Genomic DNA, 20,129 nt, shown 5'->3' on the forward strand with positions numbered 1-20,129 from the left:
GGTTCTGGCAGCACCGCTACACCTACGACGCCATAAAGCACTCAACGACCGAGGCGGGGCAGAGTGCCCGGCGATCTTCCCGAGACATATTGCCAGCAGCATGCTGGCCAAGCCCTCTGGCCAAGCGGGAGGCGAGCGGGCATAGGCGCGGACCATGCACGACCTTGCCTTTATCCGCTCGCATCCGGGTGAATTCGACGCCGGCCTGCAGCGCCGCGGCGCCGAGCCCGCCGCCGATCGCATCCTGACGCTCGACGCCCGCCGGCGCGAAGTCACCACTAGGCTGCAGGAGGCCCAGAGCCGCCGCAACGAGGCCTCCAAGGCAATCGGTCAGGCGATGGGCAAAGGCGATACGGACGCCGCCGAGAGCCTCAAGGCCGAAGTTGGCGAGATCAAGCAGGCGATGCCCGCGCTCGAGGAGGAGGACCGCGCGCTTGGCGCCGAGCTCCACGATCTGCTCGCCACCCTGCCCAACCTCCCCGCCGAGAATGTGCCAGAGGGCGCCGACGAGAATGCGAATGTCGAACTGTCGCGCTGGGGCACCCCGCGCGAGTTCGACTTCGACCCGCAGGAGCACGCCGATCTCGGTCCGCCGCTGGGGCTCGATTTCGAAACCGGCGCCGCGCTCTCGGGTGCGCGCTTCACCTTTCTGCGCGGGCCGATGGCGCGGCTGCACCGCGCGCTGGGCCAGTTCATGCTCGACCATCAGACTGGCGAGAACGGTTATACCGAATGCGCGCCGCCGCTGCTGGTGCGCGAGGAAGCGCTATTCGGCACCGGCCAATTGCCCAAATTCGCCGAGGACAATTTCCAGACCACCGACGGTCGCTGGCTGATCCCCACCGCCGAGGTCAGCCTGACCAATGCGGTTCGCGAGCAGATTCTCGATGACGCCGCGCTGCCGCTCAGGATGACCGCGCTGACGCAATGCTTCCGTTCCGAAGCGGGCGCCGCGGGGCGCGACACGCGCGGCTTCATCCGCCAGCACCAGTTCGAGAAGGTCGAGCTGGTCAGCATAACCCGGCCCGAAGACAGCGAGACCGAGCACGAGCGGATGACGCAGTCCGCCGAGGGCGTACTCCAGGCGCTCGAACTGCCCTATCGCAAGATGCTGCTGTGCACCGGCGACATGGGCTTCACCGCGCGGCGGACCTACGATCTTGAGGTCTGGCTCCCCGGCCAGGGCGCCTATCGCGAGATCAGCTCCTGCTCCAACTGCGGCGATTTCCAGGCGCGGCGGATGGCCGCGCGCTACCGCCCCGACGGCGAGAAGAAGACCCAGTTCGTCCACACGCTCAACGGTTCGGGCCTCGCGGTCGGGCGCACGCTGGTGGCGGTGCTGGAGAATTACCAGCAGGCCGATGGCAGCGTCTCGGTGCCTGGGGTCCTCGCGCCCTATATGGGCGGCGTCACGAGACTGGAGCCCGCCAATGTGTAATTACGACGCTTTTCTTCTCCTCCCCCTTGAGGGGGAGGCCGGATGGGGGTGTTCGGCGCCTGTAGCTTCGTGTGTCGTACCCCCACCCCCGGCCCCTCCCCATGGGGAGGGGAGAATATGAAAATCCTCCTCACCAATGACGACGGGGTTCACGCCCCCGGGCTCGAGGTTCTCGAAGCGATCGCGCGCGAATTCACCGACGACATCTGGATCTGCGCGCCCGACGAGGAGCAATCCGGAATGGGCCACGCGCTTACGCTCACCCGCCCGGTGCGGCTTCGCCAGCATGGCGAGCGGCGCTTCTCGGTCACCGGCACGCCGACCGATTCGGTCACGCTGGGCCTGCGCAAGGTGATGCAGGGCGAGCCCGACGTGATCCTTTCGGGGGTCAACCGCGGCGCCAATCTGGGCGACGACGTCACCTATTCGGGCACCGTTTCCGCCGCCATCGAGGGCGCGCTGGCGGGGATCCGCTCGATCGCCTTCAGCCAGGTCACCAGCCGCAATGGCGAGGCGGGCGCCGACACTTTCGACGCCGCGCGCAGCTGGGGCGCCAAGGTGCTGGGTCCGCTGCTCGACACGCCGCTGCCCAAGCGAACGCTCGTCAACGTCAACTTCCCCGCGCTGCCCAGCGCCGAGGTCAAGGGCATCCGCGCGGTGCGGCAGGGGTTCCACGACTACGCCCGCGGCACGGTGGTCGAGGGCCGCGACCCGCGGGGTTTCCAGTACTACTGGTTCGGGCTCGAGCCGATCGAGCACACGCTCGACCACGGCACCGATCTGGAAGCGATCGACGACGGCTTCATCTCGGTCACCCCGCTCCAGCTCGATCTGACCCATCATTCCTCGCAGTGTGCGCTTGCGGATCGTTACCAGCCGTGAGAAGCACGGGCGGATGAGCGAAAAGAAGCAGCTCGATACGCTCACCCCGCGTGAGGAAAAGCGCGCTTATCGCGGGGCCCGGCACACACCTCTGCGGCGCGCGGTCAAGATCCCGGTCTGGGGCGATCTGGGTATCAGGCTCGGGCTGGCGCTGCTGCTGATCTTCATCGTTGTGATGATCCACTGGTGGGACCGCGAGGGACTGGTCGACAATCTCGACGGCGAGGTCAGCTTCCTAGACGTGGTCTATTTCACCATGATCTCGATCACCACCACCGGCTTTGGCGATATCGCGCCGATCAGCGACCGCGCGCGGCTGGTCGAGGCGGTGATCGTCACCCCAATCCGTTTTGCGGTGTTCTTCATTTTCGTCGGCACAGCCTACAATTTCATCATCAAGCGCAGCTGGGAGAAATGGCGCATGGCTCGTATCCAGGAGCAACTCTCGGACCACATCGTGGTGCTGGGCTACGGTGTCTCCGGCTCGGAAGCGGTCGCGGAACTGATCGACCGCGGAACCGACCCCAATTGCATCGTGGTGATCGATCCCAGCGAGGAACGGCTGGCCGATGCCGAAGCGCTGGGCTGCAACATCATGGCGGCCGATGCGACCCGCGACGAAACGCTCAAAGCGGTCCGGATCGATCAGGCCCAGAACGTGCTGATCTCTGCCGGGCGCGACGACACCACGATCCTGATCACGCTGACCGTGCGCGCAATGGCGCCCAAGGTGCCGATCAGCGTCGTCGTCCGGGCGAACGACAATGAATCGCTCGCGCTGCAGGCGGGCGCGAACAATGTCATCAATCCCGTCCGCTTCACGGGCCTGTTGCTCGCAGGCTCCGCCAAGGGCGAGCACATCGCCGATTATCTGGCGGATCTGGCCTCGGTCGCGGGCCGCGTGCAGCTGGTCGAGCGCGCAATCACCGCCGAAGAAGACGGGATATCCCTCGCCGCGCTGACGACCGGTGGGCGAGGTTTGCGCGTCTATCGGGATGGCGAAACGCTCGGGTTCTGGGAAGACGCTTGCCAGATCTTGCGACAAGGCGACATATTGGTCGAGATCGTTCCGACACCCAATGGCGAGGTCAAGGGCGACGGGCGCCCGCAACCGGGAGAATAAAACCAGTTCGCCCGACTAGCGGAACAGCAGAAAGACCCCGCCCATCGTCGCCATTCCGACCACGATATGGCCCGAATCGATGAGGAAATGCGCCAGCGTCTTGCGCAGATAGAGGTAGTGGATCCCCAGCGCCGGGACCATCACGGTCGCGCCAAAGCCGACCGCCATCATCATGGTCGCGCGGTCGCTGGCGCCGCTGCGCTCGATCCCGTGCCACAGCGTCGTGGCGATCAGCAATTCGAACAGGAAGGTAAGCGCAAAGATCAGCGGCATGTTGCCCGATCGCGTTTCCTCGTCGCCTAGCCGCGCCGCTCTCTGCCAGACCTTGCCAAACAGCACTCCGTACCACAGCGCGCCGACCGCGAAGAAGGCGAGCGCACCGAGCACCACCGCAACAAAGTTCAATTCGCCCATCATACACTCCCATCACGCGCAATGCGCGCGGCGCTAGCGCATTTGCGCTTGGGGGTGTAGGGGCGCGCGCAATCATGAACACCGCCACCACCATCCTTCCCGACCAGAAGAAGATCGGCATGGTCAGCCTGGGTTGCCCCAAGGCGCTGGTCGATTCCGAACGCATCCTCACGCGGCTGCGCGCCGACGGCTATGCCATGAGCCCCGATTATGCCGGCGCCGATGTGGTGCTGGTCAACACCTGCGGCTTTCTCGACAGCGCCAAGGAGGAAAGCCTGCAGGCGATCGGCGAGGCACTCGCCGAGAACGGCCGCGTGATCGTGACCGGCTGCATGGGCGAGGAGGCCGATGCCATCCGCGCCGCGCATCCCGCGGTGCTGGCAATCACCGGCGCACATCAATACGAGGCGGTGGTCGATGCGGTCCACACCCATGCCCCGCCGAGCCAGGGGCCCTACGTCGATCTGATCCCGCAGCCCGACATCAAGCTGACCCCGCGCCACTACAGCTATCTCAAGATTTCCGAAGGCTGCAACCATTCCTGCGCCTTCTGCATCATCCCGCAATTGCGCGGCAAGCTCGCCAGCCGGCGGATCGACGCGGTGCTGCGCGAGGCGGAAAAGCTGGTCGCGGCGGGCACACGCGAACTGCTGGTCATCAGCCAGGACACCTCGGCCTATGGCGTCGACACCCGCCACGATCCGCGCGATTGGAAGGGCCGCGAGGTGCGCGCGCATATGACCGATCTGGCGCGCGAGCTGGGCGGCCTGCGCACGCCGGAGGGCCAGGTTCCCTGGGTGCGGCTGCATTACGTCTATCCCTACCCGCATGTCGATGCGGTGATCCCGCTGATGGCCGAGGGCCTGCTGACCCCCTATCTCGACATCCCGTTCCAGCACGCCAGCCCGAAAGTGCTGAAGGCGATGCGCCGTCCTGCCAACGAAGCCAAGGTGCTCGAGCGGCTCAAGGCCTGGCGCGAAATCTGCCCCGAGATCGCGATCCGCTCCTCCTTCGTGGTCGGCTTCCCCGGCGAGACCGAGGAGGATTTCCGCTATCTGCTCAACTGGCTGGAAGAGGCCCGGCTCGACCGCGTGGGCGGCTTCCGCTTCGAACAGGTCGAGGGTGCGCGCGCCAATGCGCTGCCCGATCATGTCCCCGAAGAGCTCAAGGAAGAGCGCTACGCGCGGCTGATGGAAGTGACCGAGCGGATCAGCACCGAACGGCTCGCGGCGAAGGTGGGCAAGCGCATCCCGGTGATCGTCGACGAGGTCGGCGAGCCCGACGAGGACGGCGACATCGGTGCCACCGCGCGCAGCCAGGCCGATGCCCCCGAGATCGACGGGCAAGTCTATCTGCGCAACGTTCCCGCCACTCTGGTCCCTGGTGCGGTGATCGAGGTCGAGATCGAGGATTCCGACGCGCACGATCTGTTCGGCGTGCCGGTGTGATCCGTCTGGCCTGACCCGACTATATTTCATTCGGGCAGAAACTGCCCCGGCCAGGAGGCGTTGCCGCTACGCATGCCCATAAAAATCGAAACCAGCTTCGCGTTTACGCTAGAGCAGAAAACCGACATCCTGCTCCAGTTCGAGGCGGCGGCGATCCCCGAGCAGGCGATCATCGAGCGCAATACGCAGATGACCGATGCCGAGCATTGCGCCCGGGTTGCGGCGCAGGACGATATCGGCGAGCGCATCTGGGTGCGCGCGCAGGGCGATTTCGAGGTCGACTATACCGCGCTGGTCCGCCCACAGCGCCAGCTGCCCGATCTCCCCGCACTCGCCCGCATGGAACCGCACACGATGCCCGGCGAGGCGGTGCAATATCTGTTCGATTCGCGCTATTGCCAGGCGGACAAGTTCCAGCCCTTCGTCAATTCCGAATTCGGCGGCACCGAGGGCGGCGCGCGCATCGCGGCGATCCGCGACTGGATCGCCGAGAACTTCTCCTACGAACCGGGCACCTCCGACGCGCGCACTACCGCGCTCGACAGCTTCGTCGAGCGGCGCGGGATTTGCCGCGACTACGCCCATGTGCTGGTGACGCTGGCGCGCGCCAGCACGATCCCCGCGCGCTTCGTCGCCTGCTACGCTCCCGGGGTCGAACCGCCCGATTTCCACGCCATCGCCGAGGTCTTTCTCGACGATCCGGAGACTCCCGGCGGCGGAACATGGCAACTGGTCGATGCAACCAAGATGGCCGATCCCGCCGAGACGGTGAAGATCGGCGTCGGGCGCGATGCCGCCGATGTCAGCTTCCTGACCAGTTTCGGCCCGAACAACTTCCGCCGCAGCTCGGTCAAGGTCACGCGCACCGACTGAGCCTCTCCATGCTGGACCGCGCTTAGCAACAATGTTACGCGCACAGGCGTTAGAATGGGGGATAGACAAAGCAATGAGCTTCACCGCGGACCGGCTGCTGTTGTTTGGCGCGACGGGCGACCTCGCGCAGCGGATGCTGCTCCCCTCGCTCTGCGCGCTGCATTCGGACGGGCTTCTCGCCCCCGATCTCAAAATCGTCGGCACCGCGCGGACCGAAATGAGCAATGCGGAATTCCGCGAATTCGCGCGCGAGGCGCTCGAGCAGTATCTACCCGCCGTGCGCCGTGCCGGGGTGGCGGAATTCCTCGAGCGGCTGGTCTATGAAGCGGTCGATGCGACCACGCTCGACGGCTATCACCGGCTAGCCGAACTGGTGGGCGAGGATTGCCAGGGGCTGGCGATCTTTCTCTCCACCGCGCCCAAGCTGTTCGAAGCGACCATCGCGGGCCTCGCGCATGCCGGACTGACCGGCGAGCGAACCCGGATCGGGCTGGAGAAGCCACTCGGCACCGATCTCGCCTCGAGCCGCGAAATCAACGACGCGGTCGCGCGCGAATTCGGCGAGGACCGCATCTTCCGCATCGACCACTATCTCGGCAAGGAGACGGTGCAGAACCTGCTGGCGCTGCGCTTCGCCAATCTGCTGTTCGAGCCGGTGTGGAATTCCACCTATATCGACCACGTCCAGATCACCGTTGCCGAGACAGTCGGGCTCGAGGGCCGCGCCGGCTTCTACGACGAGACCGGGGCCTTGCGCGACATGGTCCAGAACCACATGCTGCAGCTGCTCGCGCTGGTCGCGATGGAGCCGCCGACGAGCTTCGATGCCACCGCGGTGCGCGACGAGAAGGTCAAGGTGCTGCGCGCGCTGCGCACCGTCGCCGAGGACGAGACCGTCACCGGGCAGTACCGCGCCGGCGCAGTCGGCGGCCAGGCGGTACCGGGCTACGATCAGGAACTGGGCGAGGAGAGCGCCGCCGAAACCTTCGTCGCGATCAAGGCGCATGTCGACAACTGGCGCTGGAAGGGTGTGCCCTTCTACCTGCGTACCGGCAAGCGGCTGCCCGAGCGGGTGACCGAGATCGTCGTCCAGTTCCGCTCGGTCCCGCATTCGATCTTCGAGGCCAAGGGTGCGACCACCAAGCCCAATCGCCTCGTCATCGGCATCCAGCCCGAGGAGAATATCCAGTTCTCGCTGATGGCCAAGCTACCCGGGCTCGACCGCGAGGGGCTGCGGCTGCGCGAGGTCCCGCTCGACGTGACCATGCCCGATGCCTTTTCCGACACGATCCGCCGGATCGCCTACGAGCGGCTGCTGCTCGATCTGGTCGAGGGCGACCAGACTTTGTTTGTCCGCCGCGACGAGGTAGAAGCTCAGTGGGAATGGATCGACGCGATCCGGGCGCTGTGGGACGCGCGGGGAACCAGGCCGCGCCCCTACACCGCGGGCAGCTGGGGCCCGAGCGCAGCCATTGCGCTGGCCGAACGCGACGGAGTGAGCTGGCACGATGAATAAACCCCTCCACGACACCATCGAGCGGGTCACCCGCCGGGTGATCGCCAATTCGCGCGACGGGCGGAGCCGCTATCTCGACCTGATGGAGCGCGAGCGCGACCGGATGCCCGAGCGTTCGCAGGTCTCCTGCTCCAATCTCGCGCATGCCTATGCCGGGGCGGACGAGGACCAGCAGGCGCTTCGTGCCTCGAGCGGGCCCAACCTCGGCATCGTGACTGCCTACAACGACATGCTCTCGGCGCATCAGCCCTATTACCGCTACCCCGAGCGGATGAAGATCTGGGCGCGCGAGGTCGGTGCCACCGCGCAGGTGGCGGGTGGCACCCCGGCCATGTGCGACGGGGTGACGCAGGGCGAGGACGGGATGGAGCTGTCGCTGTTCAGCCGCGACGTCATCGCGCTCTCGACCGCGGTGGCGCTCAGCCATCAGATGTACGACGGCATGGCGCTGCTGGGGATCTGCGACAAGATCGTGCCGGGCCTGATGATCGGCGCGCTGCGCTTCGGCCATCTGCCCGCGATCTTCGTGCCCGCGGGACCCATGCCCAGCGGCATCCCCAACCGCCAGAAGCAGGCGGTCCGCCAGCTCTATGCCGAGGGCAAGGCCGACCGCGCGCAATTGCTCGAAAGCGAAATGCAGAGCTATCATTCGCCGGGCACCTGCACCTTCTACGGCACCGCCAATTCCAACCAGATGATGATGGAGATGATGGGGGTTCACGTCCCCGGCGCGGCCTTCGTCCAGCCGGGCAAGAAGCTGCGCCAGGAAATGACCCGCGCCGCGGTCCACCGGCTCGCCGCGATCGGGATCGACAGCGATGACTACCGCCCGCTCTCACGCGTTATCGACGAGAAGGCGATCGTCAACGCCGCGATCGGCCTGCTCGCCACCGGCGGCTCGACCAATCACGCGATCCACATCCCGGCGATGGCGCGCGCGGCGGGGATCGCCTTCGACTGGAACGATCTGGCCGAACTGTCGAGCGCGGTCCCGCTGATCGCGCGGGTCTATCCCAATGGCGCGGGCGACGTGAACCATTTCCACGCCGCCGGGGGCATGGCCTATGTCATCGGCACGCTGCTCGACGAAGGGCTGGCGCATGGCGATCTGCTGACCGTGTGGGACGGCGGGGTGCCGGCCTATGCGCGCGAGCCCTTTGAGGCCGACGACGCGCTCGATTGGCGCGATCCGGGGGAAAGCGGCGATGCCGAGATGCTCCGTCCCGCCTCCGCCCCCTTCCAGCCCGATGGCGGGATGCGGCTGCTGCAGGGTAATCTCGGGCGCGCCTGCTTCAAGAGTTCCTCGGTCGAACGCGAGCGCTGGACGGTGGAGGCGCCGTGCCGCGTCTTCGCCACCCAGCACGATGTCGCGGTGGCTTTCGCGCAGGGCGAGCTCGACCGCGATGTGGTGGTGGTGGTCCGCTTCCAGGGCCCGCGCGCCAACGGCATGCCCGAACTGCACAAGCTCACCCCCGCGCTCGGGGTGTTGCAGGATCGCGGCTACCGCGTCGCGCTGGTCACCGACGGACGGATGTCGGGTGCCAGCGGCAAGGTGCCCGCGGCGATCCATTGCAGCCCGGAGGCGCGCGGCGGTGGGCCGCTGGCGCTGCTGCGCGACGGCGATGTGGTGAGGGTCTGCGCGGCGACGGGCGAGCTTTCAACGACCGCCGATCTCGCAGGCCGCGAACCGGCCGGCGATCCGCAATCGGAACGGGGCGTGGGGCGCGAGCTGTTCGCCATGTTCCGCGCGCATGCCGACGAGGCCGAGCGCGGCGGCTCCTCGATGCTTGCGCTGGCAGGACTGTGAGGGTTTTTCCCGGAGAGCTCGAGAACTCCTCCCCCTTGAGGGGGAGGTTGGGTGGGGGTGTACGGCGTTCGCTAGCCGGTACCGCCGTACCCCCACCCCCGGCCCCTCCCCAGGGGGAGGGGAGCTGGGGGAACCTGGAGGCAATTTGATGACCGAACTCGTCGCCGTGGATATCGGCGGAACCCATGCGCGATTCGTGATCGCCCGCGTCGCTTCGGACGGCAGCCTGGCGCTGGGCGAGCCGGAAACGCTGCACACCCGCGATCACGCCAGCTTCCAGACCGCCTGGGAGGATTTTCGGCTTCGCCAAGGCGGCACCCTGCCCCCCCGCGCGGCGCTCTCGGTAGCGGGCCCCGTCGGGGGCGAGGTGATCCGCTTCACCAACAATCCATGGATCATCCGCCCCTCGCTGATGCAGTCCAAGCTGGGGGTCGAGGCCTTCACGATCGTCAATGATTTCGCCGCGGTAGCGCATGCCGTGGCCCGCGCGCCGGAAGACCAGTTCGTCCATGTCACAGGGCCCGATACGCCGCTGGCCGCCGAAGGCACGATCAGCGTGCTCGGCCCCGGCACCGGGCTCGGCGTGGCGCATCTGTGGCGTTCCGGCAGCAACTACCGCGTGACCGCGACCGAGGGTGGCCATGTCGATTTCGCCCCGCTCGACAGCATCGAGGATGCGATCCTCGCCCGGTTGCGCCGTTCGCACAACCGCGTCTCGATCGAGCGTGTCGTCTCGGGCCCGGCGATCGGCCCGATCCGCCAGACGCTCGCCGCGATGGAAGGGCGCGCGCTCACCGAAGAGGACGACATCACGCTGTGGACCCGCGGGCTGGAAGATAAGGACAGCCTCGCCGCCGCCGCCGTCGACCGTTTCTGCCTGTCGCTGGGAAGCGTGGCGGGCGATATCGCGCTCTCGCAGGGCGGGTTCGGCGGGGTGGTGATCGCCGGAGGGTTGGGTTACCGGCTGCGCGACCACCTGCCACGCTCGGGCTTCGCCGAACGCTTCCGCGCCAAGGGGCGGTTCGCCGAATTGATGGGCACCATCCCGGTCAAACTGATCGTCCATCCGCAGCCCGGACTGTTCGGGGCCGCCGCCGCCTTCGTCGCCGAACATGGAGTACCCCAATGACCACCATCGCCGAGATCATGACGCAGGCCCCGGTCATCCCGGTGATCGTGATCGACGATCTATCGCAGGCCGAACCGCTTGCCCGCGCGCTGGTCGCGGGCGGCTTGCCGGTGCTCGAAGTCACGCTGCGCACCCCGGTGGCGCTCGATGCGATCCGCGCGATGAAGACGGTGCCGGGCGCGGTGGTCGGCGCGGGCACGGTCGCGGACGAGCGGGGCCTCGCCGAGGCGCTCGAGGCTGGTGCGCAATTCGTCGTTTCCCCCGGGCTTACCGAACCGCTCGCCAGGGCCGCCGCGCGCGAGCGAGTGCCTTTCCTCCCCGGCATCGCCACCGCCGGCGACATCATGCGCGGGCTCGATCTCGGACTGACGCATTTCAAGTTCTTCCCGGCGGTCGCGGCCGGGGGCATCCCGGTTCTCAAGGCGCTCGCCGCCCCCTTCGCGCAATGCCGCTTCTGCCCGACTGGCGGGATCGGGCCCGATGAGGCGCCGGACTGGCTCGCGCTCGACGCGGTGCTGTGCGTCGGCGGCACCTGGGTCGCGCCGCGCGGCCCGGTGCATTCCGAGAACGTCACCCGCCTCGCCCGCGAAGCCGCCGGGCTCAAGCGATGAAGACCGCGGCAGATCTCTCCGCGCGGCTCGGCGAACTCCACGAGCGGACCCGCGAGACGCCGCTGTTCAACCCGGTGTTCCAGCTCTCGCTCGATCTGTCGCGGCAGTTGGAATCGGGCGAGATGACACTGGAGGATTGCGCCGCGCTGATCGCGGAGCTGGAATGTACCGCGCTCAAGAGCCGCGCCGAACGGCTGCGCTCGCTGGTGACGCCCGTCACCCGCAAAGAGAACCTCGCGCTGCTGGCCCCGGGCGAGGAGGATTTCGACGCCTTCCGCGCGCGCTGGGAGAGCCCTGCGCTGCATGCGGTCTTCACCGCGCATCCCACCTTCCTGCTCGCCCCTGCGCAGAGCGAAGCGATCGCCGATGCGGCCAGCGGCGAGCGCGCCATCGACGACAGCGCCTGCGTGATCGCGGAGGAGCGCCCGGCAATCACGCTGCCCTATGAGCACGGCCGCGCTATGGCGGCTATTGCCCGGGCGCAGGATGCGCGCGACACGATCGTCGACCGGGTTCTGGGCGAGGCAGAGCGGCGCTGGCCCGATCGCTGGCAGTCGCTCGCCCCGCTGCCGTTCCGCTTCGCCTCCTGGGTCGGCTACGACATGGACGGGCGGACCGACATCAAGTGGTACCACTCGATCGGCTTTCGGCTGGCGGAAAAGGCGCAGCGGCTCGAACGCTACGCCGATACGCTCGCAGGCGTCGCGCCTGATCACGCGCTGCTCGATCCGCTGCGCCGCGCCGCCGCTTTCGCGGCGCAGCGCGCGGCTGATTTCGGCGGCGATCTTACCGATCCCGAAGCGCTTTCGGCGGCAGCGAACCGCCTGACCGACGAGCATCCCGACAAGCTCACCAGTCTGGCGCCGATAGTCGAGACGCTCGAAAGCGATGCCGCGACCGTCTCCCGCGAGGGCGCGATCGCGCTCAGGACGCTCGCCGCGGCGATGCGCGCCGACGGGCTCGGGATGGGCTGGGTCCATTTCCGCGTCAACGCCAGCCAGTTGCACAATGCGATCCGCCGCCGGGTCGATCCGGACAATACGCTCGATCTCGCCAGCAAGGGTGCGATGGCGGTGCTGCGCGACATATTGGCCAAGGTCGAACCGCTGCGGACCAATTTCGCCGCGCTGGCGATCGAGAGCAGTACCGCGATCCGCCAGTTCCTGGTGATGGCGCAAATCCTCCAGCATATCGACGCCGATGTGCCGATCCGGATGCTGGTGGCCGAATGCGAACAGCCCTCGACCGTGCTTGCCGCGCTCTATTTTGCCAGACTGTTCGGGATCGAGGACGAGGTCGATGTCTCGCCGCTGTTCGAGACCGAGACCGCGCTCGAGCACGGCGGGCGCTTCCTCGACGCGCTGTGCGCCGAACCCGCCTATCAGTCCTATGCCCGCCAGCGCGGCCGGATCTGCATCCAGACCGGCTTCTCCGATGCCGGGCGTTTCGTCGGCCAAATCCCCGCCAGCCTCGCGATCGAGCGGCTGCAGGGGCGGATGGCGGATGCGATGGCCGCCAACGGCCTCGCCGATGTCGCGGCGCTGATCTTCAACACGCATGGCGAGGGCATGGGCCGCGGCGCGCATCCGGGCGGTTTTGCCGATCGGCTCGCCTGGCCGCTCAGCCCCTGGGCGCGGCGGCGCTTCGCCCGCGCCGGGATCGCGCTCGAACCCGAGGCCAGTTTTCAGGGCGGCGACGGCTATCTGTTCTTCGCCACCCCGGAACTGGCGCTCGCGACGCTGTCGCGGATCGCGCAATTGCGCCCTGGCGACACCGATCCCGATGTCGAGCCCGATCCCTTCTACCGCCGCACCGATCTGAGCCTGGATTTCTACCGCGCAGTCCGCAGCCACCAGCGCGACCATCTCGAGAGCCGCACCTATGCGCGCGCGGTGACCGCCTTCGGCCTCGGGCTGCTTAACACCACCGGCAGCCGCGTCTCGCGCCGCCAGGGCGACCTCTCGAGCGATCGCGAGATGAGCCTGCGCCAGATCCGCGCGATCCCGCACAACGCCATCCTCCAGCAGCTCGGCTATCCGGTGAACATCATCTCCGGGATCGGCAGCGCCGCGGAGGGCAGCTACGAGGATATCGCCGCCTTGCTGCAGGAAAGCGAGCGGGGGCGGCAGGTGATGCGGCTGGTGCGCGCCTCCAACGCGCTGGCCAGCATCAAGACGGTCGCCGCCTATGGCGAGCTGTTCAACTCGGCCTATTGGGCGAGCCGCCCCTATCGCGGGACCGAACCGCATCTGGCCTCCGCCTGCGAGACGCTGGCCGAATACCTCACCGGTGACGATCGCAACGGCGTGTTCCGCCGGCTCACTTCGCGGCTCAGGGTCGACGCGCTCAAGCTGCATCGTCTGTTCGCGCTGCTGCCCGACGAGGCTCCGCTCGAGGGGCGCGAGGAAATCCGCCGCACGATCGGCGCATTGCAGGCGCTGCGGCTGGCGCTGCTCCAGCACATGTTCCTCAAGGCGGTGTCGATCCCCGCCTTCAGCCGCGCCAACGACATCGACCGCGACGACGTGCTCGAGATGGTCTTCACGCTGCGGGTGGACGAGGCGCTGGCGCAGATGCGCCGCGCCTATCCCACCAGCTTCCCGCAGCTCAGCGATTTCTCGGTCGCCGAGCCGAGCGACTATCCCGATGGCGCGGGGGAAGGCTACACCCAGATCGGGCGCGACTATATCGATCCGATCGAGGCTGCGCAGGCGCTCAACCTGCGGATCGGCACCGCCATCGCCAATCTGTTCGGCGCGCACGGCTAGCGGTTAATCCCTCTCCCGCGACTGGTCCCCCTGCGGGACGGGGGCGGGCGGTGGCTGGATTTTTCGCGTGAAGTCCCTATTCCTCCAACCATGGATGCAACTCTCAAGTGGATCGGCGGAACGACGCTCGCGGTTGTGCTGGCTCTCGGCGCGCTGACCTTCGGTGGGGATCTGATCGCCGAAAGCGCCACTGCAGATGACGCGGTCGTCGCCGTCGCCACCGTCGCTGCCGAGCAGGTGAGGATCGATCCCAAGCCCGCCATTCAGGCCAAGATCGCGGCGGATGCCGAACGCCGCGCCGCCGAGCGCTTCACGATCAAGCGCGTCCTGCCGATCGAAGGACCGATGAAATATGGCGAGTGGCACTGGGACACAGAGGGCGTGCCGCAGGACGGCAAGCTCGTCGTCACGGTCGATCTCGAAGCCCGTGTGGTTTCGGTGTTCCGCGACGGCTACGAGATCGGTGCCGCGGTCGCCATGCTCGGGACCGACAGCCATCCTACCCCCGTCGGCAATTTCCCGATCCTGACCAAGGAGCGCCACAACGTCTCGGAGAAATACGGCAATGCGCCCATGCCCTGGACGCTGCGGCTGACCTGGGACGGGATCGCCATCCACGGCGGCAATGTGGTCGAAAACGGCTATGCCAGCCATGGCTGCATCGCGGTGCCCGATCCCTTCGCCGACAAACTGTTCGAGGCCGCGCGGACGGGCGATCTGGTGGTGATTACCCGGGGCCAGCGGATCGGCATGGGCGATAGCCTACTCTAGCTGCTCCGTCGCGGCGGTTCGGGACGGAAGGTCCAGCGGGTGCCGCCGTTTTCGCTTGAGGGCACGGCGAGTACCCCGGCCAGCGAGGCGTTCTCGCCCGCGTCCAGCCGTGCGGCAAGCCGCGAAATCTCCGCGCGCGGCGGCCTGGCTCCCATATCGGCCAGAATGCGCCGGACGACCTCGAGACGGATATAATCCGTCCCGCGCGCGGCGTAGCCATAGCCCCCTGCCTCGCGTCTGACACATTCCGAATAAGTCTGCGCGACCACTCCTTCGAGCGCAGCCTCCGCTTCGGCCAGCAGCGCCGCACTGCGCGCCAGCGCCACCGGATCGAGCCAGTCCGCCTCGGCCAAGGCGCACCTCATACGCGTCCGGTCGAACCGCTCGTCGCGATTGGAGGGGTCAGCGACGGGTTCGACACCCGCTCCGTGCACCAGTGTTTCCAGTTCCGATTTGCGCCAGCTTAGGAGCGGCCGCAGCAGGCGCCCTCTGCCTAACGGAATCGTACCGCTGGGCCGCACCCCGGCCAGCCCCGGCAGACCGCTCCCGCGGTTGAGCCGCATGAGGAGCGTCTCCGCCTGATCGTCGGCATGATGCGCGGTCGCAAGCGCGGCGAGGCCACGGCGCCCCAGCCAGTCATCGAGCGCCCGATAGCGTCCCTCGCGCGCCTTGCTCTGGAGATTGCCGGCTTCGACATCGACCCGAAGCGTCTCGTGCGGCACGCCAAGATCTCGGCACAGCGCGGAGACCCAGTCTGCCTCCGCGCCACTTTCCGCCCGCAAGCTGTGATCGACCGTCGCCGCCTCCACCGACCCGGGGCGTGCCGCATGGGCCAGCAGCAGCAGCGCAACGCTGTCGGGACCGCCCGAAACGGCGACCCCCAATTTTCGCAACGGATCGTCGGCTTCGGGCCAGACCGCGAGGAGATCGGCCCGGAAGCGTGCGGTCAGCCCGGGATCGATCGCCCGGTCAATTGCAGGTCACCCGCCCGCGGTTGCGCTCGTACTGGTCCAGCAACCGCCCGGCGGCGAGCGCCGGATAGGTCTCGGCGAATTCGGCCAGCGCGATGCAGGCGCGGCTGGTGTCGTCGAGCGCGATCATCGCCTCGGCGAGGAAGAGCAGGCTGTCGCCCGCACGCGCTGCGGTCTTGTCCGCCTGATAATTGCGCAGGAACCAGGGCGCCGCCTCGCGCGCCTTGCTGTCGTCGAGATAGGCGCGGCCGAGAAGGTTGCGCGCATAGGTCGCGCGCCAGTGCTCCGGGTTCTGTTCGACGAACATGGTGAGCTGTTGCTGCGCTTCGGGATAGAAACCGGCTTCCCACAGCCGGAACCCGTAGGAATATTCGTCGTCCGCCGGATCCTCGGTCTGCGGCTTGGCGATCGCCGACACGGCAGCCAGCCGTTCGGGATCGGGTGCAGCCGCAGCAGGGGCAGGGGTCGGTGTGGGAGCCGGCGTGCTCGACCCGGTGGCGGTGCCCGGCGCCGAAGTGCCGCCAGCGCTGCCGACCGGACGGCCGCCCAGCACCGGTCCCGCTTCAAGCGCATCGAGCCGTTCGCTCAGCGTACGCAAGGCAAATGTATTCTGTTCGGTCTGACCGGTGAGGCGCTGGATCTGCGTCTCCATCGCGTCGAGCCGTGCGAGGATGTCGGTCACCGCAGTGGTCGAAGGCTGCGTGACCATGGTGTTGGTCTGCGGCTGGCCGGTGATCTCGGGTTCGAAATAGCGTCCGTCGCCGCCCGGAAATACGCGCCGCTGCAGCGCGCGCACTTCGGCTTCGATCTTGCGCAGGCGGGTTTCGTCATTGCCATCCTGCGCCAGGACAGGCGCGGAAGCGGCAAGCAAGGCGAACGCAGCGCCGCCAAGCCCGACAAACCGCAGGCCCAAATTGCAATATCCGGAAATACCGGCAGTCCGAACCGTCATCGTGGCATGGCTCCTTGGGGCGAGTGTTGGCATAGCGATGCCTTAACCATGCTTGGCTGTCGAGAGGATGAAGTGCAAGTTTACCCAGCGGATCGTCCGCTGTGCTGCGCCAGACGGTCGCGCGTCAGTTCACGGTGACGTCGCTCGCGGAGCTGTCGTTCCCGGGATTCGCCGGGGGGTCGGCCCGGGCCATCAGCGCTTCGGGAGTCACCGGCACGTCGCGCAGGATCTCGTCCTCCTCGGACAGCTTCGGCACCGAGCGGCCGCCGACGGTGATCGCAAGCGCATAGGGCCTGCCGGTCCACACCTGCGGCCCCTCGGCATCGGCGGGGATGGTGAAGCTTTCACCCTCCGCCATCTGCGCCTCGTAGAGCCGCTCGCCGCTGGAATCGTAGAACTTGACCCAGGTGTCGTTCATTTCGGAGGTGAAGACCACTTCGGCATCCGGATCGACGGCGGGAGTAGCGCTCGCAGGCGGCGCGCGATCCGCGGCGGCGATGTCGGGTGTACGATCGTCCTGCAGCGGTGCCGGTCCGAGACCGGGTGCGAAATAGGTGCTGTAGAAAGCAAAGCCGCCGACCAGCAGCAGGACCGCGGCCAAGGCACCGAACCACGCCAGCTTGCGCGAGGGCACGCGCGCCGGATCGCCGGGTTCGAACCGGTCCGGCGCCATGTTGTGGCGGTGCTGTTCGTCGCCGAGCTCTTCGCGCAGCCGATCGAGCAATTCGTCCTCGTCCAGCTCGAGCACGCGGGCGTAGGTCCGGGTGAAACCAATCGCATAGGTGCGCGAGGGCAGCTGCGAGTAATCGCCGTTTTCGATGGCGACGAGGTGCCGCTGCGGAATGCGAGTTTCGGCCGCGATCTGCGACAGTTCGATCCCCTTGGCACGGCGCGCGGCCTGCAGGCGCTGGCCCGCTGTCAGCGCCGGCTCGGGTGCGGGTGCGGGCGCATGCGCTTCCTCTTCGACGAGCGTTTCTTCTTCCATCAAATCCCCGATGTCGACCTGCCCCTAATCCTGTATAAAAGCGACAGCTTGAGGTCGAAGTCAACCGCTGTGCCATGTTTGCGTAACGCCGCAAACGCCGAAGCGGTCCTGACAAACGGTCGAACTCAGTCGGTTTCGATATCGCGCTCGCTCGCCCAGTCCTGCAGCGCTGCGCGCATGTCGGGTGGCGGCGAGGCCAACCAGCCCTGCATCGTCCCGGTCAATTCCTCCAGATCGATCTTGCGCACCAGCTCCTTGATCGGGCCGACCGAGGCCGGAGTGATCGAGAGCCGACGGTAGCCGATGCCGAGCAACGCCAGCGCCTCGAGCCGGCGACCACCCATCTCGCCGCAGACGCTGAGATCGACCGGATGGCCGATCACACCCTTCGCGATGCGCTGGAGAAAGCGCAGGATGGAGGGGCTCATCCAGTCGTAGCGTTCGGCCAGCTTGGGGTTGGCGCGATCGGCGGCGAACAGGAACTGGGTCAGATCATTGGTCCCGACCGAAAGGAACGACAGCTTGGGCAGCATCAGATCGAGCGCCTCCGCGAGCGCGGGCACTTCGAGCATGGCGCCGTAGCGGATTTCCTCGGGCAGCCGTTTGCGGCGGTCCTTGAGCCAGGCGAGCTGTTCGTCGAACACTTCCTTGGCCGCATCGAATTCCCACGGCTCGCTGACCATCGGGAACATCACGTTGAGCGTGCGCCCCGATGCCGCCTCGAGCAGCGAGCGCGCCTGCGCCTTGAGCAGCCCGCCGCGCTCGAGCGACAATCGCAGCGCGCGCCAGCCCATCGCGGGGTTCTCCTCACGCTCGCTCATCGATGCCGCGATGTAAGGCACCGCCTTGTCGCCACCAATATCGACGGTGCGGAAGATCACCGGCTTGTCGCCCGCCGCGTCGAGCACATCGCGATAGAGCCGGGTCTGGCGCTCGCGCTGCGGCAGGGTGGAGGAAACCAGGAACTGGAACTCGGTGCGGAACAGCCCGACCCCGTCCGCACCGGTCATCGCCAGCGCGCTCATATCGTCGCGCAGGCCGGCGTTCATCATCACGTTGATCCGCGTGCCGCAGCGCGTGAACGGCTCGACATCGCGCAATTCGGCATAGATGGCCTGGCGCTCGCGCTTCTTGGCGAAGCGGGCGTCGAAGGCCTCGCGCATCGGCGGGCTGGGGCGCAGCGTAACACAGCCCTTGTCGGCATCGAGCAGCACCTCGTCGCCCTCGTTGATGCGGCGCAGCACCCCCTTGGCGCGCCCGAGCACGGGGATGTCCATCGCGCGTGCGACAATGACCATGTGGGCGGTAAGCGAGCCTTCCTCGAGCACCACGCCCTTGAGCCGGCGGCGATCGTATTCGAGCAGTTCCGCCGGCCCCAGATTGCGCGCCACCAGGATGGTGTCGCGCCGCAGACCCTGCCGCGCGGCGGTCCCGAGCTGACCCGAGACGATCCGCAGCAGCCGGTTGGAGAGATCCTCGAGATCGTGCATCCGGTCCGCCAGCAGCGGATCGTCGATCTCGCGCATCCGCATCCGGGTCCGCTGCTGGACGCGCTCGATCGCCGCCTCGGCGGTCAGGCCGGAATCGATCGCTTCGTTGATCCGCCGGCTCCAGCCCTCGTCATAGGCGAACATCTTGTAGGTCTCGAGCACATCGTCATGCTCGCCGCCCTTGCCGAATTCGGGCTCCTTGCCCATCGCGTCGATCTGGTCGCGCATCTTGTCGAAAGCACGATAGACCCGCTGGCGTTCGGCCTCCGTGTCCTCGGCGACCACCTGGTCGATCTCGATCCGCGGCTGGTGAAACACCGCCACACCCTCGGAGAGCCCCTTGACCAGCGCCAGCCCGTCGATCAGTTCGGGCCCGCTGGGCACTTCGGCGAGATCGAGCGGATGCTCCAGATCGACCAGTTCCTTGTGCGCAATCAGCTCGGACAGGATCATCGCCGTAGTCTGCAGCGCCTCGATCTCGACATCCTCGTAGCGGCGCGGATCGACATGCTGGACGCTGAGCGCGCCCACGGCGCGTTCGCGATAGACGATCGGCACCCCGGCAAAGGAGTGAAACTTCTCCTCGCCGGTTTCGGGGTGATAGAGGAATTCGGGATGCGCCTTGGCCTCGGCGAGGTTCAGCGTCTCGATGTTCTTCGCGATCGTGCCGATCAGCCCTTCGCCCAGCCCCAGCCGGGTGACATGGACCGCATCCGCGTTGAGTCCGCGGGTCGCGAACAGTTCGAGCGCGCCCTCGCGCAGCAGATAGATCGAGCAGACCTCGCTGGTCAGGCTCTCGCCGATGATCTCGACCACCTGGTCGAGCTTGGCCTGGGCGTGGAGGCGCGAGGCCATCACCTCGTGCAAGCGGGTCAGGATCAGGCGGGCGCTGGCGGCGGCTTTCATCGCGCCGGTCTATCGCAGACCGGCCCCGGTGCAAAGCCGCCGCGG

General features: G+C 67.3%; 16 protein-coding genes. 11 read left to right on the forward strand and 5 right to left on the reverse strand.

The features are described from left to right. Positions 1–154: 154 nt before the first annotated feature. The 3 genes from serS to ACQ5J0_RS02660 all read left to right on the forward strand — a co-directional run bounded on the left by serS (position 155) and on the right by ACQ5J0_RS02660 (position 3,443). Complete coding sequence (gene serS / locus ACQ5J0_RS02650) at positions 155–1,438, forward strand: serine--tRNA ligase (RefSeq protein ID WP_462568976.1); 1,284 nt, start codon at positions 155–157, stop codon at positions 1,436–1,438. Positions 1,439–1,555: 117 nt separating this feature from the next. Then, a complete protein-coding gene (gene surE / locus ACQ5J0_RS02655; RefSeq protein WP_462568977.1) occupies positions 1,556–2,320 on the forward strand; it encodes a 5'/3'-nucleotidase SurE in 765 nt (254 codons plus the stop codon). A gap of 13 nt (positions 2,321–2,333) precedes the next feature. Next, positions 2,334–3,443, forward strand: coding sequence for a potassium channel family protein (locus ACQ5J0_RS02660; protein WP_462568978.1), 1,110 nt, complete (start codon positions 2,334–2,336; stop codon positions 3,441–3,443). A 15-nt stretch (positions 3,444–3,458) separates the two neighbouring features. Here the strand turns inward: ACQ5J0_RS02660 and ACQ5J0_RS02665 are convergent, their stop codons facing one another. Further along, positions 3,459–3,857: a DUF1761 domain-containing protein gene (locus tag ACQ5J0_RS02665; protein ID WP_462568979.1), complete on the reverse strand. Its 399-nt coding sequence runs from the start codon at positions 3,855–3,857 to the stop codon at positions 3,459–3,461. A 74-nt stretch (positions 3,858–3,931) separates the two neighbouring features. Here ACQ5J0_RS02665 and rimO point away from each other — a divergent pair, with 74 nt between their 5' ends. The 8 genes from rimO (at position 3,932) to ACQ5J0_RS02705 (ending at position 14,780) form a co-directional block, all read left to right on the forward strand. Then, entirely contained in the window at positions 3,932–5,305 is a 1,374-nt protein-coding gene (gene rimO / locus ACQ5J0_RS02670; protein WP_462568980.1) for a 30S ribosomal protein S12 methylthiotransferase RimO, read from the forward strand. A gap of 72 nt (positions 5,306–5,377) precedes the next feature. Then, positions 5,378–6,178 (forward strand): transglutaminase-like domain-containing protein, encoded by an 801-nt coding sequence (locus ACQ5J0_RS02675; RefSeq protein ID WP_462568981.1) that lies wholly within the window; start codon positions 5,378–5,380, stop codon positions 6,176–6,178. 73 nt (positions 6,179–6,251) lie between these two features. After that, positions 6,252–7,694, forward strand: coding sequence for a glucose-6-phosphate dehydrogenase (gene zwf, locus ACQ5J0_RS02680; RefSeq protein ID WP_462568982.1), 1,443 nt, complete (start codon positions 6,252–6,254; stop codon positions 7,692–7,694). Next, on the forward strand, positions 7,687–9,501 hold the full coding sequence (gene edd, locus ACQ5J0_RS02685; protein WP_462568983.1) for a phosphogluconate dehydratase: 1,815 nt from the start codon (positions 7,687–7,689) through the stop codon (positions 9,499–9,501). The genes zwf and edd overlap by 8 nt, the downstream gene beginning before the upstream one ends. 148 nt (positions 9,502–9,649) lie before the next feature. Beyond that, complete coding sequence (gene glk / locus ACQ5J0_RS02690) at positions 9,650–10,630, forward strand: glucokinase (protein ID WP_462568984.1); 981 nt, start codon at positions 9,650–9,652, stop codon at positions 10,628–10,630. After that, positions 10,627–11,241, forward strand: coding sequence for a bifunctional 4-hydroxy-2-oxoglutarate aldolase/2-dehydro-3-deoxy-phosphogluconate aldolase (eda, locus tag ACQ5J0_RS02695; RefSeq protein ID WP_462568985.1), 615 nt, complete (start codon positions 10,627–10,629; stop codon positions 11,239–11,241). The genes glk and eda overlap by 4 nt, the downstream gene beginning before the upstream one ends. Continuing rightward, on the forward strand, positions 11,238–14,009 hold the full coding sequence (locus ACQ5J0_RS02700) for a phosphoenolpyruvate carboxylase (RefSeq protein WP_462568986.1): 2,772 nt from the start codon (positions 11,238–11,240) through the stop codon (positions 14,007–14,009). The genes eda and ACQ5J0_RS02700 overlap by 4 nt, the downstream gene beginning before the upstream one ends. A gap of 90 nt (positions 14,010–14,099) precedes the next feature. After that, a complete protein-coding gene (locus ACQ5J0_RS02705; RefSeq protein WP_462568987.1) occupies positions 14,100–14,780 on the forward strand; it encodes a L,D-transpeptidase family protein in 681 nt (226 codons plus the stop codon). On the opposite strand, the gene tilS is transcribed toward ACQ5J0_RS02705, so the two are convergent. From tilS to ptsP, 4 genes are all read right to left on the reverse strand, one after another. Next, on the reverse strand, positions 14,777–15,664 hold the full coding sequence (gene tilS / locus ACQ5J0_RS02710) for a tRNA lysidine(34) synthetase TilS (RefSeq protein ID WP_462568988.1): 888 nt from the start codon (positions 15,662–15,664) through the stop codon (positions 14,777–14,779). The genes ACQ5J0_RS02705 and tilS overlap by 4 nt on opposite strands. Before the next feature lie 85 nt (positions 15,665–15,749). Then, entirely contained in the window at positions 15,750–16,703 is a 954-nt protein-coding gene (locus ACQ5J0_RS02715; RefSeq protein ID WP_462568989.1) for a tetratricopeptide repeat protein, read from the reverse strand. A 124-nt stretch (positions 16,704–16,827) separates the two neighbouring features. After that, a complete protein-coding gene (locus tag ACQ5J0_RS02720) occupies positions 16,828–17,688 on the reverse strand; it encodes a helix-turn-helix domain-containing protein (protein ID WP_462568990.1) in 861 nt (286 codons plus the stop codon). 125 nt (positions 17,689–17,813) lie between these two features. After that, on the reverse strand, positions 17,814–20,084 hold the full coding sequence (gene ptsP, locus ACQ5J0_RS02725; RefSeq protein WP_462568991.1) for a phosphoenolpyruvate--protein phosphotransferase: 2,271 nt from the start codon (positions 20,082–20,084) through the stop codon (positions 17,814–17,816). Between the last annotated feature and the right edge of the window lie 45 nt (positions 20,085–20,129).

This window comes from Qipengyuania sp. SM2512, from assembly GCF_054954005.1.

Bases quoted from the DNA above. Each gene is read 5' to 3' on its own strand.
- ACQ5J0_RS02665 (WP_462568979.1), bottom strand. From the start codon at position 3,857: ATGGGCGAATTGAACTTTGTTGCGGTGGTGCTCGGTGCGCTCGCCTTC.
- eda (WP_462568985.1), top strand. From the start codon at position 10,627: ATGACCACCATCGCCGAGATCATGACGCAGGCCCCGGTCATCCCGGTG.
- ACQ5J0_RS02715 (WP_462568989.1), bottom strand. From the start codon at position 16,703: ATGACGGTTCGGACTGCCGGTATTTCCGGATATTGCAATTTGGGCCTG.
- ACQ5J0_RS02705 (WP_462568987.1), top strand. From the start codon at position 14,100: ATGGATGCAACTCTCAAGTGGATCGGCGGAACGACGCTCGCGGTTGTG.
- rimO (WP_462568980.1), top strand. From the start codon at position 3,932: ATGAACACCGCCACCACCATCCTTCCCGACCAGAAGAAGATCGGCATG.
- surE (WP_462568977.1), top strand. From the start codon at position 1,556: ATGAAAATCCTCCTCACCAATGACGACGGGGTTCACGCCCCCGGGCTC.
- ptsP (WP_462568991.1), bottom strand. From the start codon at position 20,084: ATGAAAGCCGCCGCCAGCGCCCGCCTGATCCTGACCCGCTTGCACGAG.
- ACQ5J0_RS02720 (WP_462568990.1), bottom strand. From the start codon at position 17,688: ATGGAAGAAGAAACGCTCGTCGAAGAGGAAGCGCATGCGCCCGCACCC.
- glk (WP_462568984.1), top strand. From the start codon at position 9,650: ATGACCGAACTCGTCGCCGTGGATATCGGCGGAACCCATGCGCGATTC.
- zwf (WP_462568982.1), top strand. From the start codon at position 6,252: ATGAGCTTCACCGCGGACCGGCTGCTGTTGTTTGGCGCGACGGGCGAC.
- edd (WP_462568983.1), top strand. From the start codon at position 7,687: ATGAATAAACCCCTCCACGACACCATCGAGCGGGTCACCCGCCGGGTG.
- serS (WP_462568976.1), top strand. From the start codon at position 155: ATGCACGACCTTGCCTTTATCCGCTCGCATCCGGGTGAATTCGACGCC.
- ACQ5J0_RS02675 (WP_462568981.1), top strand. From the start codon at position 5,378: ATGCCCATAAAAATCGAAACCAGCTTCGCGTTTACGCTAGAGCAGAAA.
- ACQ5J0_RS02700 (WP_462568986.1), top strand. From the start codon at position 11,238: ATGAAGACCGCGGCAGATCTCTCCGCGCGGCTCGGCGAACTCCACGAG.
- ACQ5J0_RS02660 (WP_462568978.1), top strand. From the start codon at position 2,334: ATGAGCGAAAAGAAGCAGCTCGATACGCTCACCCCGCGTGAGGAAAAG.